The sequence below is a fragment of the Herbaspirillum sp. SJZ099 genome (assembly GCF_007828355.1).
Classification (GTDB): domain Bacteria; phylum Pseudomonadota; class Gammaproteobacteria; order Burkholderiales; family Burkholderiaceae_D; genus Herbaspirillum.
The window spans coordinates 812,565-830,088 of record NZ_VIUO01000001.1; the positions used below are offsets into that span (position 1 = coordinate 812,565).

Below are 17,524 nucleotides of genomic sequence, written 5' to 3' on the forward strand. Positions count from 1 at the left end.
AACGGTGGCGGGAGCACTGGCTTTTGGCGATACGGCGTTGGCCAATCAAGCCAATGCCATCGCGCTTGGCGCCAGCGCACAGGCGGTCAATGCCAACAGCGTGGCGCTGGGCGCCAATGCCAAGACCTCGGTCGGCGCCCAGACCGGCTATACCGCGTTTGCGCTGACGGCGCCGCAAAACTCGGTGGGCGAAGTGTCGGTCGGTTCGGCCGGCAATGAACGGACCATCACCAATGTGGCGGCCGGCATCAACGGCACCGATGCGGTCAACGTCAACCAATTGAGCGCGGTCAACAGCAAGTTCACGGCGCTGCAGCAGGATGCCTTGCTGTGGGATCCGGCGGCCAACGGAGGGGCGGGGGCCTTCAGCGCCAACCACCTGGGCGCTGGCCCTAACAAGATCACCAATGTGGCGCCCGGCGCGGTCAATTCGACCAGCACGGACGCCATCAACGGCAGCCAGCTGTTTGCCGTGGCCGGCGATATCAGCAACACCTACATCACCAACAACGGCAGCGGCATCAAGTATGTGCGCACCAACGACACGGCCGGCGCCGGCCTGACGGCCGACGATGCGCATGCCTCGGCGCTGGGATCGACGGCGGTCGGCTACAACGCTGCGGCCTCCGCCGCCGATGCGCTGGCCTTGGGACGCGATACGGTGGCCAACCAGGCCAACAGCGTGGCGCTGGGCGCCAACGCCAAGACCACGGTCGGCGCCCAGAGCAATTACACGGCCTATGCAATGACGCCGTTGCAAAACTCGGTGGGCGAAGTGTCGGTCGGTTCGGCCGGCGCCGAGCGCAAGCTGACCAATGTGGCGGCCGGCAGCGCCGACACCGATGCGGTCAACGTGGCGCAATTGAAGGCGGCAGATGCCAAGCTGGTCGCGGTGCAGCAGGATGCCTTGTTGTGGGACCCGGCGGCCAACGGAGGGGCGGGGGCCTTCAGCGCCAACCACCTGGGCGCCGGCCCCAACAAGATCACCAATGTGGCGGTCGGCGCGGTCAATGCGACCAGCACGGACGCCATCAACGGCAGCCAGCTGTTTGCCCTGGCCGGCGATATCAGCAACACCTACATCACCAACAACGGCAGCGGCATCAAGTATGTGCGCACCAACGACACGGCCGGCGCCGGCTTGCCGGCTGACGATGCGCATGCCTCGGCGCTGGGATCGACGGCGGTCGGCTACAACGCTACGGCGTCTGCCGCGAATGCGCTGGCCCTGGGGCGCGATACGGTGGCCAACCAGGCCAACAGCGTGGCGCTGGGCGCCAACGCAACAACCGCTGTCGGCGCGCAAACCAACTACGCCGCGTTTGCCTTGACGGCGCCGCAAAACTCGGTGGGTGAAGTGTCGGTCGGCTCGGCAGGCAATGAGCGGACTATCACCCATGTGGCGGCCGGCATCAGCGGCACCGATGCGGTCAACGTCAACCAGCTGGCGGCGGTGAACGCCAGGATCACCAGCGGCACGGTGGGTCCGTTCGTCTCCGACAGTTCGGTGACGACGACGCAGCCGGTGTCGTCGGGCGCCAATGCGTCGGCCGGCGGTTTCGGCGCGTCGGCCACCGGTGCGGCCTCGACCGTGATCGGCAACCAGGCGACCGATAACGCCGTGGCCAACTCGACGGTGCTGGGCCAGGGCGCCAGCATCGCGGCCGGCCTGAGCGGTTCCAACGTGGCGTTGGGCCAGGGTTCGAAGGTAGCGGCGGCGGCGGTGCCGACTGCCAGCGCCGTGATCAGCGGTACGACCTACAACTTTGCCGGCGCCAGCCCGGCCGGCGTGGTCAGCGTCGGGGCGGCCGGGGCCGAGCAGCAGATCACCAATGTGGCGGCAGGCCAGCTTTCATCCTCGTCCACCGATGCGGTCAACGGTTCGCAACTGTTCGCGACCAATACCGCGATCAATAACCTGAACACCGGCAAGGCCGGGCCCTTCGTTTCCGATGGCTCGGTGACGTCGATACAGCCGGTGTCGTCGGGGGCGAATGCCCTGGCCGGCGGCTTCGCCGCTTCAGCCACTGGCGCGGCGTCGGCGGTGTTGGGCAATGCGGCCACCGACAATGGCGTGGCCAACTCGACGGTGTTGGGCCAGGGCGCCAGCATCGGGGCCGGGATGACCGGTTCCAACGTGGCGCTGGGCCAGGGCTCGAAGGTGGCGGCGGCGGCGGTGCCGACCGGCAGCGTGGTGCTCAGCGGCACGACCTATAACTTTGCCGGCGCCAGCCCGGCCGGGGTGGTCAGCGTCGGCGCCGGCGGCGCCGAGCGGCAGATCACCAACGTCGCGGCGGGCCAGCTTTCGGCTACCTCGACCGATGCCGTCAACGGTTCGCAACTGTTCGCGACCAATACCGCGCTCAACAGCATCAACAACGGTGCGGGCGTCAAATATTTCCACGCCAATTCCATCCTGGCCGACAGTCAGGCGACGGGCCTTGACTCGACTGCAATGGGACCCAATGCGATTGCGGCCGGTGTCGCCGCCATCGCAGCGGGGCGTAACGCACAAGCGCAAACCGATGGCGCGATTGCAATCGGCGATGGCGCGATTGCGAAAGGCGGCAAAGCGATTTCCATCGGTGTCGGCAATACCGCCAATGGCGATGGCGCGGTGGCGATCGGCGATCCGAACGTGGTGAGCGGCACCGGTGCGGTCGGCCTGGGAGCCAATAACACCGTCACTGGAACTGGCGCTGTCGGCGTCGGCAATGCCAATACGGCGAACGGGGAAGGCGCCCTGGCGATCGGTAATACGAATACGGCCAGCGGCATCGGTGCGGCCGCACTGGGCAGCAACAATAACGCGACGGGCGATGGCTCCCTGGCCATCGGTATCAATAACAATGCCTCCGGCACGGGTTCCCTGGCGCTGGGCAACAACGTCGTGACCAGCGGAAATGACACGCTGGCATTGGGAACGAATGCGAAGGCCACGGCGCAAAGCGCGACGGCAGTTGGCAATAACGCGGTCGCAAGCGGCACGATCTCAACCGCTATCGGTAATAGCGCCTTGGCCAGCGCGGCCAACAGCACCGCGGTGGGCGAAGGTGCGCAGGCAACCAATGTCAGCACATCGGCGTTCGGTAATGCCGCAGTTGCGGGAGGCTTGTATTCGACGGCGATTGGTCGCGGCGCAAATACGTCGGGACAGTATGCGACCGCACTTGGCTTTGCATCCGAAGCCAGCGGCAGCGGCGGCGTGGCACTGGGTATTGGCGCGCTTGCCAATCAGGACCAGAGTGTGGCATTGGGGTCTCTGTCCAGCGCAACCAGAGGCGCCAACACCGGTTATACGGCCTTTGGCCTTTCTTCGGCGCAAACTTCGATTGGTGAAGTCGCCGTTGGCCGGTATCTCTTCACCGATCCCGACAACGGCACTGTTTATACGCAGGGCGAACGTCAGATCACAGGCGTCGCCGCAGGTAGCGCGCCAACCGATGCGGTGAACGTGAGCCAACTTACCGGCGCGGCGGCCAACCTGGGCAATTCGATCTCGAATGTCTTCGGCGGCGCCACCAGCTACAACCCGGCCACCGGCCAGGTCACGGGCGGCTTTACCTACGCCGGCAACTCGAGTTATACCAGCGTGCAGCAAGTGTTCGATGCGCTGACGACGACCGGCACCAAGTATTTCCATGCCAATTCGATCCTGGGCGATTCCACGCCGACCGGTACCGATTCGGTGGCTGTGGGGCCGTTGGCGACGGCTTCGGCCGCCAATTCGGTGGCGATGGGCAACGGCGCCAATGCTTCGGTGGCCGGCGGCGTGGCCCTGGGCTCCGGCTCGGTATCCGACCGTGCGGTTGCGGCAACGCAAGGGAAGGTTGCCGGCAGCCCGGTGTCTTACGACACCACCGACGGCACCCTGCTGGGCGCGGTATCGCTGGGCAATGGCACCAGCGGCAGCTACCGCCAGATCACCAACGTGGCTGACGCGACCCAGGCCAACGATGCGGTGACCTTGCGCCAATTGGTGGGAGCCTTGTCTTCGTTCTCGGTCTCGGGGCAGTTGTATTTCCACGCGCAATCGCCGGTTGCCGGCGGCGCTGACGATTCAGTGGCGTCCGGCACGTATTCGGTGGCGGTGGGCGCCAGTACCGTCGCTGCCGGCAACGACAGCATCGGCATCGGGCATGGCGCAACGATACAGGGTACGGCAACCAGCGGCATCGCCATCGGCCAGGCGGCGACAGTGCTGAGCGCCGAAGGCATCGCCCTGGGCAACAATGCCAATGCCGGCGGCATCAAGTCGCTGGCGCTGGGATCGAATGCGAAGGCCAGCCTGCAGGGCGGTATCGCCATGGGCGCCGATGCCAACGCCAGCGGCGTGCAAGCGATCGCGATGGGCGCCGGCGCGGTTGCCGACAAGGACAACAGCATCGCCTTGGGCAGCGGTTCTGCCACCACGGTGGGCGCGTTGACGAATTACACCGCGTACGCATTGGCCGCGCCGCAAACGTCGGCGGGTGAAATCAATATCGGCAACCGCCAGATCACCGGCCTGGCTGCCGGCGTTGCCGATACCGACGCGGTCAATGTCAGCCAGTTGAAGGCGGTGGCGGCAACGGTGAGCGACGCCTTGCTGTGGGATCCGGCGCTCGGCGCTTTCAGTGCGGCGCATGGCGCATCGCCCACCAACAAGATCACCAATGTGGCCGATGGCACGCTGAGCGCGACCAGCACCGACGCGGTCAACGGTTCGCAATTGTTCGCGACCAATACCAACGTCACCAACCTCGGTAACGTGATCAACAATATCGCCGGCAATACGTCGGCAACCTATATCACCAACAACGGCAGCGGCGTCAAATATGTGCGCACCAACGATACCGGGCTGACGGCGGACGATGCGCATGCGTCGGCCAAGGGCGCGACAGCGGTCGGTTACAACGCGCAGGCATCGTTCGAGAATGCGGTGGCGATCGGCAATACCGCGGTGGCTTCGGTCTTCGGCGGGGTGGCGCTGGGTTCCGGTTCCGTCTCCGATCGCGTGATTGCGGCAACGAACGGCACTATGCCTGTCGGCTCGACCGGGATTCCCTACAACACGGGGGACAAGATATTGCTGGGCGCGATCTCGGTTGGCGACAGCGCTGCCGGTACTTACCGCCAGATCACCAATGTCGCCGACGGCACGCAAGCGCAGGATGCGGTCACGGTGCGGCAACTGACCGGCGCGCTGACCTCGTTTGCGACGAGCACCACCAAGTATTTCCACGCCAACTCGACCGAATCGGATTCTCTGGCAGTGGGCATCAACTCGGTGGCAGTGGGGCCCAATACGGTGGTCAACGGCGATAACGGCATTGGCATCGGCAACGGCGCCGTGGTCGACATCGCGGCCGTCGGCGGCATGGCGATCGGGCAAAACGCGAAATCGCTGCAGGCCGATGCCATGGCGATGGGTAATGGCGCCATCGCCAGCGGCGCGCAATCCATCGCCCAGGGCGCCAACGCCAAGGCTGCCGGCGGCTCCAGCATCGCCATCGGTTCCGGCGCCAACGCCGCGCATGCGGACAGTATCGCGCTGGGCTCCGGATCGACCACGACGGTCGGCGCGCAGGTCGGCTACGTAGCCTATGCGCTGGCGGCAGCGCAGACATCGGCCGGCGAAGTCAACATCGGCAACCGCAAGATCACCGGCGTGGCGGCCGGCAGCGCCGATACCGACGCGGTCAACGTCAGCCAGTTGAAGGCGGTGGCGGCCGGCATTACCAACGGCCCCGGCAATGTGACGAATCTCGGGGATATCAACACCGCGGTGACGCAATCCAAGCAATACACCGATAGCCAGATCAGCAATCTGCGCGGCGACCTGGACAAGTATCGCAACGATGCCAACGGCGGCACGGCTTCGGCCATGGCGGTGGCCGGCTTGCCGCAACCTGGGGCGCCTGGCAAGAGCATGGTCGCGATTGCCGGCAGTACCTATGAAGGGCAAACCGGCCTGGCGTTGGGCCTGTCGACTTATACCGACAATGGTCGCTGGATCATCAAGGCCGCGGCAACGACAAACAGCCGCGGCAAGACGGGCGCGGTGGTCGGCGCCGGTTTCCAATGGTGATGTGCCGGATTGAAAAAGGGAAAACAACATGAGAAAAAAACTGATCGGGGCGTATTGCAAGGGGGCTTGCATGGCGGCGGCGCTGCTCTCGGTGGCGGCGCTGGCCAAGGCGCAAGAGGCCGCGCCGGTATTTCCGCCGCTGTCGGCGATCACGCTCAAGGGCGGCGTATTTCCGATCCAGGGCAACCTGAGGAAGGTGGCCATCGGGCTGAACAAGGACCAGACGAGGGACCTGCTGGGAGTGCCGCACTTCGACGAGGGCTTCTGGCGCGTGCGGGCATGGAATTACCTGTTCAAATTCCGCAAGGGCAACGACATCGTCAGTTGCCAGTATCAGGTGCAATTCGACGATGACATGCTGGTCGCAGGCGCCTACTGGAAGGAGCAGGAGTGCGCCAACTTCGTCGCATCGAATTGAGTCGGATGACATTGCGTTGAATCGCATTGTCGCGAATACATCTTTATGCAGTACCCGTAGTCGATCTTTGTTCGTTGAATTGTCGTGTCACTTTATAGGAAGAGAAAAATGGCCTCATACCAATCGCTTAAGAAATCCGCTTGCATCGCTGCATTTTCCCTGGGGGCCATCATGTCGGCGCATCAGGCAGCGGCGCAATCAACCGCCTCGATCGATACCGCCGTCGCCGCGGCGACGCGCTGGGCGGTACTGGCAGACGCCAATCAAGCCGATCGGATGTGGAGCCTGAGCGGCCCCATCATGCAAAAAGGCGTGAGCAAGGAAGACTGGGTCAAGTACCTGGCCGCCCTGCATAGCGAGCTGGGCAGCGCCGGCGGCCGCGAATGGGTACAGATCGTGCGCATCAATAACCCGGCCAACCTGCCGCCGGGAGAATACGTGAATGTGGTGTTCGCCTCCCGTTTCGCTAAATCCCCGACGGTGGAGAAGGTCTCGATGGTGCAAACCGCAGACCGCTGGACGCCTGTCGGCTACGTCGTGACCAGGCTGGAAAGCTCGCCGGCGCCGGGCGCTGCCGCTCCCGCCGCACGCTAAGGCGCCTGTCATGTGATGCAATGCCTCGCCCCGCCGATTGGCGGGGCGAGGCATTGTCGCGCCTTCACGCCAACCTAGAACGTTCCCGGATAGGCGCCGCCGTCCAGCAGCAGGTTCTGGCCGGTGATGAAGCCGGCCTGGGCGCTGCACAGGTAGGCGCAGGCGTCGCCGAACTCGGCCGGGTCGCCGAAGCGGCCGGACGGATTCTGCTTGCGGCGTTCGGCCAGCACCTCGTCCACGCTCTTGCCGCTGTCGCGGGCGGCGCCTTGCGCGGTGGCGCGCAGGCGGTCGGTCTCGAACGGGCCCGGCAGCAGGTTGTTGATGGTGACGTTATGCGCCACGGTCTTGCGCGACAGGCCGGCGACGAAGCCGGTCAGGCCGGAGCGGGCGCCGTTGGACAGGCCGAGGATGTCGATCGGCGCGCGCACGGCGCTGGAGGTGATATTGACGATGCGCCCGAAGCCGCGCGCGATCATGCCGTCCACCGTGGCCTTGATGAGCTCGATCGGGGTCAGCATGTTGGCGTCGACCGCGGCGATCCAGTCGTCGCGCGACCAGTCGCGGAAATCGCCCGGCTTGGGGCCGCCGGCGTTGGTCACCAGGATGTCCGGGTCGGGGCAGGCCACCAGCGCGGCGGCGCGGCCTTCGGGGGTGGTGATGTCGCAGGCGACGGTGGTGATGGTGGCGCCAGTCTCCGCGCGGATCTCGGCGGCTGCCGCTTCCAGCGCCTCCCGGCCGCGCGCCAGCATGGTCACGGCCACGCCTTCGCGCGCCAGCGAGAGCGCGCAGGCGCGGCCCAGTCCCTTGCTCGAAGCGCATACCAGCGCGGTTTTACCTTTGAGTCCTAAATCCATTTGTTTTCTTCCTTTGCATGAGGTGAGGAACGGTTGGTGACCGTCTTTTGTGCCGATTGTGGTACATCATGCATGCCATTGCATTCCAGGAGATCGGTCCGGGCGGCGCGCGCATGCCCAGGCTTATGACAGCCGGGGCCGGCTGCGCTACACTGGCGGGCTTGGCAGGCGCATGCAGCGGGGCGCTGCAGAGCCTACTTCTTGACCACCATGTAGATGGCCAGCGCGATGATGGCGACTACGCCTATTTCCAACGCGAATACGATGGCGCCGCTCATGACAGTCTCCTTGTCTGATTTGAACGCCGCACGGCAGGGCTGGCAGTGATGCCAGGCCATGCCTGTGCGGCAGACCCGTAACTTTACACCGATGATGGATTCTTTGTTTTTGTCGAGCGCGCTCAACTTCCTGTTGGGCGGCGTGCTGGGGGCGATGGGCGGGCTGTTCGGGATCGGCGGCGGGCTGATCGCCATTCCGGTGCTGGGTTATTTGTACGGCATGGACCAGCAACTGGCGCAGGGCACCTCGCTGGTGATGATCGTGCCCAACGTGGTGATCGCCTTCTGGCGCTACAAGCAGCGCAACCGGATCGAATGGAGTTCGGCATTGATGATGTGCGTGCCGGCGGTGGTGACCACCTATTTCTCGGCGCGCGTGGCCACCAGCATCGATGCGCGCAGCCTGCATTTCTGCTTTGCCGCCTTCATGGGCCTGCTGGCGCTGTACTACCTGTGGACGTTGCTGCGCCGGCAGCGCAATGTGCAGTCGTCCATCGTGCTGCCGCGCAAGTACATCTTCGCGGTGGGCATGGCGGCCGGGGCCTCGGCGGGGTTTTTCAGCGTCGGCGGCGCGATCGTCGCGGTGCCCATGCTGACGGCTTTCTTCGGCGCCACGCAGACCGCGGCGCAAGGGCTGGGGCTGGCGATGGTCACGCCGGGCACGCTGGTGGCGCTATGGACCTATGCCCATGCCGGCCATGTCGACTGGGCGGTGGGCATCCCGATGGCGCTGGGCGGCGTGCTCAGCATTTCATGGGGCGTGGCCTTGGCGCACCACCTGCCGGAGCGCCGCTTGCGCATCCTGTTTTGCGGCGCGCTGATCGCCTTGTCGATCTGGATGATGTTCAACGGCTGAGCGGGACCGGGCGGGGCAATGCAAAACGGGGAGCCATTGCGGCTCCCCGTTTTGCGTTGGAAAGGGCGCCTGCCTCGTTCAGAGATCCACCTTGATCCGGGCCACGACGCTGCGCTCGGCGCCGGGCGTGACGTACAGCGCATTCCACGACGAGGTGTAGTAGTTGCGGTTGAACAGGTTGTGCACATCCAGCGAGAGCCGTACGTTCTTGCTCACCTGCCAGTAGCTGAGCAGCTTGACAATGGTGTAGGCCGGCAGCGAGTAGGTATCGCCGGTGTTGCCCGAACGGTTGCCCACGTAGTTCACGCCGCCGCCCACGCCATAGCGGCTGCCGTTGGCCAGGGCGTCTTCGCGGATCGCCAGCAGGCCGGCGCTGAACTGCGGGATGTTGCTCAGGCGTGTGCCGGCGGCCAGCGTCTTGTCCTTGGTCACGCGGGCGTCGGTCCAGGCGAAATTGCCGGAGAGGCGCCAATGGGTGTCGATCTGGCCGTAGACATCGGCTTCGAAGCCGCTGCTCTTGACCTCGCCGGCTGCTATCTGGTAACCGGGCACGTCGCTGGCGGTCAGTACATTGGTCTTGGCGATGTCGAATACGGCGAAGTTGGCGCCCAGGCGGTCGTCGTCGGTCTGTATTTTCCAGCCGGCTTCATAGGCGATGGAATACTGCGGATCGAACGCGCGCCCATTGATGTCCGTGCCGTTGTTGGCGCGGAAGGATTTGCCGGCCGACAGGTACAGCGAACTCCACGCATTGGGCAGATACGTCACGCCGGCGCGCGGCGATAGCGCGCTTTGGCGCTGCGAGATGTCGGTGTTGGCCACGCGGTTCTGCAGATTCTGGTCGTACTGGTCCCAGCGCAGGCCGGCCAGCAGCTTCCATTGCGGCGACAAGCTGAGCTGGTCCTGCACGAACAGGGCCTTGACGCGCTGTTGCTCGTCCGAACTGGAGGTGCGGCTGGTCAGCGCCGGCGCCGGCTTGCCGTAGATGGGGTCGTAGATATCGATCGGGTAGTACTGGATCGGGACATTGGGCGAACGCAGGATCTCGGTGTTCATCCACAGGCTGGAGGCTTCGGCGCCGAACAGCAGCGTGTGTTCGATGCCGCCGGTCTTGAGCTTGCCTTCCAGCTCGGCCTGGAACGAGGTATCGCGCGAGGGCAGCTGGCGCCAGGTGGCCTGGCGGTTGAGGGTGCGGTTATCGGTCGCCAGAGAGATGGCTTCGGTGTAGTTGCCGCTGAAGGTGCTTTCCTTGTAGCTGGCGCCAAAGCGCGCGCGCCAGGTGTCCGAGAGCGTGCGATCCAGCGTCAGCTGGTGGGTATTGCTGGTCAGCGTCATGTTGCCGTCGGCCGGTTCGTTGAGCACACGGTCGCGCGGCAGCGTGCCCAGCACGCCGCGCACGTTGATTACGCCGCGGTCCAGCGGCGTATTGGCGCGCAGGAATTCTCCCTCGTAGTTGAGGATGGTGCTGCTGTCGATGACCCACGCAAAGGCCGGCGCGATCAGCGAGCGTTTGTTGTGCAGCAGGTTGGAGCGGCTGTCGCCTTCCTCGGCCATCAGGTTCAGGCGATAGGCCAGGTTCTGCGTGAGTGGGCCGGTGCTGTCAAAGGTGGTGCGGCGCAGGCCGCGGCTGCCGATGGACAGGTCGGCTACATTGCGTGAGGTGAACTCCGGCTTTTTGGTGACGATATTGATGGTGCCGCCGGGCTCGCTGCTGCCGTAGATGGCCGAGGCCGGTCCCTTCAGGAACTCGAAGCGTTCCACGGTGGCGGTATCGCGCGGGGGATTGTAGCCGCGCGAGCCGGGAAAGCCGTTGACCAGGAAACCCATGTCGGTGCTGCTGAAGCCGCGGATGCCGAAGTTGTCCCAGGTGCCGCCGAAATCGTTCAAGCGGGCGATGCCGCTGACGAAGTCCACAGTGTCGGCCAGGCGCAATGCGCCAAGGTCTTCGATTTGCTGGGCGCCCATGACGCGCACCGACTGCGGCACTTCGCGCAACGGGGTGTCGGTGCGGGTGGCGCCGCTGCTGCTGGATTGGCGGTAGGAACGGGTGGCGGCCTTGTCGGTGAACACCTGGATTTCCGGCAGGGCGCCTTCGGCGGCTTCGCTGCCGGCGCCTTGTGCGCAGGCGAAAGGAGAAGCGGAGAGCAAGCCAGCGGCAAGAACGCGAGCAGAGGCCGAGTTGGCCATGCGGACAAACATAAGAATCCGTAAATATTCGAAGAAACGGGATTCTAAATGATAATTGTTATCTTTTGTAAATTTATGTTTGCGGCGCGGCAGGTCTTATTCCGTGCCCCCAGATCCGTTGCCCCAGAGCGGGATTATTGCTGCAGAGTCTTTGATGGCGGGGCACCGTCGGATGCGTGCCGGGGGCATGCGCTGCACAGGGGCGGAAAAACGAATAAGGCCGGTAGCCGGCACAGCGCCGGCATCGGGGACGCCGGATTGCCTTATCCGAATTTGACATCGCTGCGGCGTTTCTTCCTCGCTGCCTTGGCGATGGCGCTGACATTGCCCTCGGCGGCAGTATCGGCGGCATCGGCGGCTTGCGCCATCTGCTCGCCGATGAAGTCGACCAGGTTGCGCGCATGCGGCGACAGCGTGTCGATGTCCTGGAACACCATGCTGCGCTCGCGCACGCTCCACGGGTCGGACAGTTCGACGATGGCCAGTTGCATGGTCTGTTGGTGGCGTTGCGCGGCCGACAGCGGCACGATGCCGATGCCGACGTTGGTCTCGATCATGCGGCACATGGCTTCGAAGCTGCGCACCTGGATGCGCAGCTTGAGCCGCTGGCCGTTTTCCGACACGATCTTGTTGAGGAAGTGATGCAGCGTGCTGCCTTCATGCAGGCCGACGTGTTCGTACTCCAGCGTTTCCACGAACGGGATGGCGCCGGCGCCGGCCAGCGGATGTTCCAGCGCGGTGGCCAGCACCAGGCGGTCGGTGGAGAAATTGAGGATGGCCAGTCCGTCGCTCTGTACCGGACCGGCCACGATGCCGATGTCGGCGGTGCCTTCCTGGATGCCGCGCATGATGTCGTGGTTGAGCCGCTCTTCCAGCGCCACGTTGACTTGCGGATACAGCGCCAGGAACTTGCCCAGGATCTCCGGCATGAATTCGGTCACCGCCGTGGTATTGGCGAAGATGCGGATATAGCCCTTGATGCCGTTGTTGTACTGCTGCATATCGCTCTTGAGGTGCTCGACTTGCTGCATGAACAGTTGCGCATGGTGCAGCAACGTCTGCCCGGCCGGGGTCAGTTGCACGCCCTTGCTTTCGCGGTAGAGCAGGCGGGTGCCGAAGCGCGTTTCCAGTTCCTTGATGCGGTTGCTGGTGGCCGCCAGCGACAGGTTCATGCGCTCGGCGCTGCGCGTTAAGCTGTTGAGTTCGGCGATCAGGATGAAAAGGCGCAGGTCGGTCAGGTCGAAGAGCATGGTGTGTTCCGGCTGATGGTGACTAAGGATGCAGAGGGCGCGTTCGCACTGCCAGAAACCTTGCGCTTGTGCGTCGCCTCGGTGGTTTGCCATGTTACGCCGATTTGCCGATGCCCATGCCGGCTGTTCTTGCTGCGTCGCCGCATGCGCGCCTTGTTCCGAGGTGCGGAACGCATGGGGCGTGGCTTCATCCTTGCCAAAGCCCCCCTTCCAAAAATACAGATTGTCCTCCAGCCGACGCCGGAACAGACTTGCCCGCATTCCAACGGATCAACAAGAATGCAGAGGAGCACATGTCGAATCAGGATCTCGATCTGACGATGCTGCGGCAATGGGTGGACAAGACCGAAGGCCGCGAAGACCACATCAACCCGGCTTTCGCCGCGGCGCTGGCGGCCACCATCGACGGCCCGCGCCAGCCGCAGGCGGGCGAGGCCTTGCCGCCGCTGTGGCACTGGATCTATTTCTGGACGGTGTGCAAGCAATCCGAAGTCGGCGCCGACGGCCATCCCCAGCGCGGCGGTTTCCTGCCGCCGATTCCCTTGCCGCGTCGCATGTGGGCCGGCGGCCGCCTGCGCTTCGCGGCGCCGCTGCACATCGGCGCGGCTGCGCACAAGACCTCGCGCATCGCCAGCGTCGACGTCAAGCAGGGCCGCAGCGGTGCGCTGGCCTTCGTCACCGTCAAGCATGAGATCGGCCACGGCGGCCAGGTCTGCATCCATGAAGAGCACGACATCGTCTACCGCGACATGCCGCGGCCCGGCGCCGCGCCGGTGCCGCCCAAGGCCGCGCCGACGGGCGCGCAGTGGAAGCGCCGCGTCGATCCCGATCCGGTGCTGCTGTTTCGCTATTCGGCGCTGACCTTCAACGGCCACCGCATCCACTACGACCGCAGCTACGTCACCGGCGTGGAAGGCTATCCCGGTCTGATCGTGCACGGCCCGCTGATCGCCACCTTGCTGGCCGACCTGCTGGCGCGCGAGCTGCCGCAGGCGGTGCTGCGCGAATTCAATTTCCGCGCGGTGGGCAGCCTGTTCGACATCGAGGGCTTCGAGCTGTGCGGCAAGCTGGCCGCCGACGGCAAGTCGGCCGAGCTGTGGGCGCAGAACCTGCGCGGCGAGCTGGCGATGCAGGCCGAGGCGATCCTCGGCTGACCCGATTCCCTTCATTCATCAATCACCGATAACGTTCCGGAGACTTACCATGTCGTATCAGGCGCCCAATGACGCTTATGGCGATTTGCGCGATGCAGTGCGCGATCTGTGCAATACCTTTCCCCCCGAATACTGGCGCAAGGTAGACGAAGCGCGCGGCTATCCCGAGCAATTCGTCGACGCGCTGACCAAGGCCGGCTGGCTGGCGGCATTGATTCCGCAAGACTACGGCGGCTCCGGGCTGGGCCTGACCGAGGCCTCGGTGATCATGGAAGAGATCAACCGCACCGGCGGCAACTCCGGCGCCTGCCACGGCCAGATGTACAACATGGGCACGCTGCTGCGCCACGGTTCGGAGCAGCAGAAGCAGTTGTACCTGCCCAAGATCGCCAGCGGCGAGCTGCGCCTGCAGTCGATGGGCGTGACCGAACCCACCACCGGCACCGATACCACCAAGATCAAGACCGTGGCCGTCAGGAAGGGCGACCGCTACGTAGTCAACGGCCAGAAGGTGTGGATCTCGCGCATCCAGCACTCCGACCTGATGATCCTGCTGGCGCGCACCACGCCGCTGGACCAAGTGAAGAAGAAGTCGGAAGGCATGTCGATCTTCCTGGTCGACCTGAAGCAGGCCATCGGCCGTGGCATGGAGGTGCGTCCCATCCTCAACATGGTCAACCATGAGACCAATGAGCTGTTCTTCGACAACCTTGAAATCCCCGCCGAGAATCTGATCGGCGAAGAGGGCAAGGGGTTCAAATACATCCTCGACGGGCTCAACGCCGAACGCACGCTGATCGCCGCCGAGTGCATCGGCGACGGCTACTGGTTCATCGAGAAGGCGGCGCAGTACGCCAAGGAGCGCGTGGTGTTCGACCGCCCGATCGGTATGAACCAGGGCGTGCAGTTTCCCATTGCCGACAGTTTCATCGAACTGGAAGCGGCCAACCTGATGCGCTACAAGGCCTGCGAACTGTTCGACGCGCACCAGCCCTGCGGCGCCCAGGCCAACATGGCCAAGTTCCTGGCGGCCAAGGCCTCGTGGGAAGCGGCCAACGTCTGCTTGCAGACGCACGGCGGCTTCGGCTTCGCCTGCGAATACGACGTCGAGCGCAAGTTCCGCGAGACCCGCCTGTACCAGGTGGCGCCGATCTCGACCAACCTGATCTATTCCTACGTGGCCGAGCACATCCTCGGCCTGCCGCGCTCGTTCTGACGCCTGTAGTTCTGAGCCTGTATAACAACAAGGAGACGTCCATGAGCCAGACCAGCGACAGCCCATCCCGCACCCTGGCCGCCTTCCTGGCCGGCCTGCGCTACCAGGACATCCCGCCGGCGGTGATCGCCCGCGCCGAAGACCTGTTCCTCGACTGGTTCGCCTCGGCGCTGGCCGGCAAGGGCGCGCGCCAGATCGAGATCATCGAGCGCTATGCCGCCGCGATGGGGCCGCAGGATGGGCCGAGCACCATCCTCACCAGCCGCAAGTCCAGCTCGCCTTACTTCGCGGCGCTGGTCAACGGCGCCTCTTCGCACCTGGTCGAGCAGGACGACGTGCATAACGGTTCGGTGTTCCACCCGGCGGCGGTGGTGTTCCCGGCCGCGCTGGCGGCGGCGCAGGATCTCGGCAAGTCGGGCGCCGAGCTGCTGGCGGCGGCGGTGGCGGGTTACGAGGCGGGCATCCGCATCGGCGAATTCATGGGCCGTTCGCACTACTGCGTGTTCCACACCACTGGCACCGTCGGCACGCTGGCCGCCGCGGTGGCGGTGGGCAAGCTGATGGACTTCGACATCAACCAGTTCCTGCACGCGCTCGGTTCGGCCGGCACCCAGGCCGCCGGCCTGTGGGAATTCCTGCGCGACGCCGCCGATTCCAAGCAACTGCATACCGGCAAGGCCGCCGCCGATGGCCTGCTGGCGGCCTACCTCACGCGCGACGGCTTTACCGGCGCGCAGCGCATCCTGGAAGGGGCGCAAGGCATGGCCGCCGGCATGTCGTCGGATGCCGATCCGGCCAGGCTGACCGACGGCCTGGGCACACGCTGGGCCACGGCCGAGACGTCGTTCAAGTTCCACGCCTCCTGCCGCCATACGCATCCGGCAGCCGATGCCTTGCAAGTGCTGATGCAGCGCGAAGGCTTGCGCCACGACCAGATCGCCGCCGTCAACACGCGCGTGCACCAGGGCGCCATCGATGTGCTGGGGCCGGTGCTCAATCCGCAGACGGTGCACCAGGCCAAGTTCTCGATGGGCACCGTGCTGGGCCTGATCGCGGTGCACCAGCAGGCCGGCCTGACCGAGTTCGAGCAGCAGGCACTGCAGGACCCGCGCGTGGCGCAGTTCCGCGAGAAGGTGAAGATGACGCTGGACAAGGAGGTCGACGGCGCCTATCCCGCGCGCTGGCTGGGCCGGGTGGAGGTGGAAACCACCGACGGCCGCAGATTGTCGGCGGCCGTCGATGTGCCCAAGGGCGATCCGGACAATACGCTGTCGCGCCCCGAGCTGGAGCGCAAGGCGGCCAAGCTGATCGCTTTCTCCGGCGCCGCCAGCGACGCCGAGATCGGCAACATCATCGCGCGCGCCTGGCGCCTGCACGAAGAAAAACAACTCTCCGAACTGTTCTGAGCGGGGCCGGCCCGGCCGCCCCGGATGAAGGAAAAAAGGAAACATCATGCTGCACTCCAACCGTCCCCTCGAGGGCATCACAGTCATCAGCCTGGAACACGCGATTGCCGCGCCGTTCTGCACGCGCCAGCTGGCCGATCTCGGCGCCCGCGTGATCAAGATCGAACGCCCCGGCGTGGGCGATTTCGCGCGCGGCTACGATACCCGCGTCAATGGCCTGTCATCGCACTTCGTCTGGACCAACCGCTCCAAGGAAAGCCTGACGCTGAACCTGAAGGATGACGAGGGCAAGAAGATCATCGGCAAGCTGCTGGAGCAAGCCGACGTGCTGGTGCAGAACCTGGCGCCAGGCGCGGCCGCCGGCCTGGGCCTGTCGGCCGAGGTGCTGCACCAGAAGCACCCGCGCCTGATCGTGTGCGACATCTCCGGCTATGGCGAGGACGGCCCTTACCGCGACAAGAAAGCTTACGACCTGCTGATCCAGAGCGAGGCCGGTTTTCTGTCCGTGACCGGCACGCGCGACGACATGGCCAAGGCCGGTTGCTCGATCGCCGACATCGCCGCCGGCATGTATGCCTATTCCAATATCCTGGCAGCGCTGATCAAGCGCGGGCGCGACGGCAAAGGTAGCCACATTGACCTCTCCATGCTGGAGGCGTTGACCGAATGGATGAGCTTTCCCATGTACTACGCCTACCAGGGCGCGTCGGCGCCGGTGCGCTCGGGCGCCGAGCACGCGACCATCTACCCTTACGGCCCCTTTGCCGCCGGCGACGGCAAGACGGTGATGCTGGGCCTGCAGAACGAGCGCGAGTGGAAGGTGTTTTGCGAAGTGGTGTTGCGGGACCCGGCGCTGGCGTCCGACGAGCGCTTTTCCAACAACTCGCGTCGCCATGAGCATCGCGACGCATTGCGCGCGCTGATCCTCAAGATGTTCGCCGATATGACTGCAGAGCAAGTCGTGGCGCGACTGGACGAGGCCCAGATCGCCAACGCCGGGGTGAGCACCATGCAAGACCTGTGGCAGCACCCGCAACTGGCCGCGCGCCAGCGCTGGACCGAAGTCGGCTCGCCGGCCGGCGCGCTGCCGGCCTTGCTGCCGCCGGGCGCCAACGACAGCTACGACTACCGCATGGATGCGGTGCCGGCGCTGGGCCAGCACACCGACGGCATCCTGGAATCGCTGGGTTACGGCGCCGAACAGATCGCGGCGATGCGCGCACGGGGGGCGGTGTGATGGC

General features: G+C 65.1%; 12 protein-coding genes. 8 read left to right on the plus strand and 4 right to left on the minus strand.

Features of this window, described 5'->3' with window-relative positions; all coding sequences use genetic code 11:
• Positions 1–37: 37 nt before the first annotated feature.
• From FB597_RS20420 to FB597_RS03510, 3 genes are all read left to right on the plus strand, one after another.
• Positions 38–6,070: a YadA-like family protein gene (locus FB597_RS20420; protein WP_144768063.1), complete on the plus strand. Its 6,033-nt coding sequence runs from the start codon at positions 38–40 to the stop codon at positions 6,068–6,070.
• A 28-nt stretch (positions 6,071–6,098) separates the two neighbouring features.
• Entirely contained in the window at positions 6,099–6,488 is a 390-nt protein-coding gene (locus tag FB597_RS03505) for an outer membrane protein assembly factor BamE (RefSeq protein ID WP_144768065.1), read from the plus strand.
• A 108-nt stretch (positions 6,489–6,596) separates the two neighbouring features.
• The gene (locus FB597_RS03510) at positions 6,597–7,082 is read left to right on the plus strand and encodes a DUF4019 domain-containing protein (RefSeq protein ID WP_141916381.1); all 486 of its coding nucleotides are present in this window, start codon (positions 6,597–6,599) and stop codon (positions 7,080–7,082) included.
• 74 nt (positions 7,083–7,156) lie between these two features.
• Here the strand turns inward: FB597_RS03510 and FB597_RS03515 are convergent, their stop codons facing one another.
• Both FB597_RS03515 and FB597_RS20165 read right to left on the minus strand, forming a co-directional pair.
• Entirely contained in the window at positions 7,157–7,936 is a 780-nt protein-coding gene (locus FB597_RS03515) for an SDR family oxidoreductase (protein ID WP_144768067.1), read from the minus strand.
• Between the two features lie 194 nt (positions 7,937–8,130).
• Positions 8,131–8,340, minus strand: a complete 210-nt coding sequence (locus FB597_RS20165; RefSeq protein WP_183405890.1) for a hypothetical protein — start codon at positions 8,338–8,340, stop codon at positions 8,131–8,133.
• On the opposite strand from FB597_RS20165, the gene FB597_RS03520 reads away from it, so the two are divergent.
• Positions 8,306–9,070, plus strand: a complete 765-nt coding sequence (locus tag FB597_RS03520) for a sulfite exporter TauE/SafE family protein (RefSeq protein ID WP_144768069.1) — start codon at positions 8,306–8,308, stop codon at positions 9,068–9,070. The genes FB597_RS20165 and FB597_RS03520 overlap by 35 nt on opposite strands.
• Before the next feature lie 78 nt (positions 9,071–9,148).
• Here FB597_RS03520 and FB597_RS03525 read toward each other — a convergent pair whose 3' ends face one another.
• The gene (locus FB597_RS03525; RefSeq protein WP_144768071.1) at positions 9,149–11,269 is read right to left on the minus strand and encodes a TonB-dependent siderophore receptor; all 2,121 of its coding nucleotides are present in this window, start codon (positions 11,267–11,269) and stop codon (positions 9,149–9,151) included.
• Positions 11,270–11,520: 251 nt separating this feature from the next.
• Positions 11,521–12,507, minus strand: coding sequence for a LysR family transcriptional regulator (locus tag FB597_RS03530; RefSeq protein ID WP_255517079.1), 987 nt, complete (start codon positions 12,505–12,507; stop codon positions 11,521–11,523).
• A gap of 293 nt (positions 12,508–12,800) precedes the next feature.
• On the opposite strand from FB597_RS03530, the gene FB597_RS03535 reads away from it, so the two are divergent.
• The 4 genes from FB597_RS03535 to FB597_RS03550 are packed head-to-tail and all read left to right on the plus strand — an operon-like array spanning position 12,801 to position 17,520.
• Positions 12,801–13,661 (plus strand): MaoC family dehydratase N-terminal domain-containing protein, encoded by an 861-nt coding sequence (locus FB597_RS03535; RefSeq protein WP_144768074.1) that lies wholly within the window; start codon positions 12,801–12,803, stop codon positions 13,659–13,661.
• A gap of 49 nt (positions 13,662–13,710) precedes the next feature.
• The gene (locus FB597_RS03540) at positions 13,711–14,877 is read left to right on the plus strand and encodes an acyl-CoA dehydrogenase family protein (RefSeq protein WP_144768076.1); all 1,167 of its coding nucleotides are present in this window, start codon (positions 13,711–13,713) and stop codon (positions 14,875–14,877) included.
• Positions 14,878–14,918: 41 nt separating this feature from the next.
• Entirely contained in the window at positions 14,919–16,283 is a 1,365-nt protein-coding gene (locus tag FB597_RS03545; RefSeq protein ID WP_144768078.1) for an MmgE/PrpD family protein, read from the plus strand.
• 46 nt (positions 16,284–16,329) lie between these two features.
• The gene (locus FB597_RS03550; protein WP_141916398.1) at positions 16,330–17,520 is read left to right on the plus strand and encodes a CaiB/BaiF CoA-transferase family protein; all 1,191 of its coding nucleotides are present in this window, start codon (positions 16,330–16,332) and stop codon (positions 17,518–17,520) included.
• Positions 17,521–17,524 lie beyond the last annotated feature (4 nt).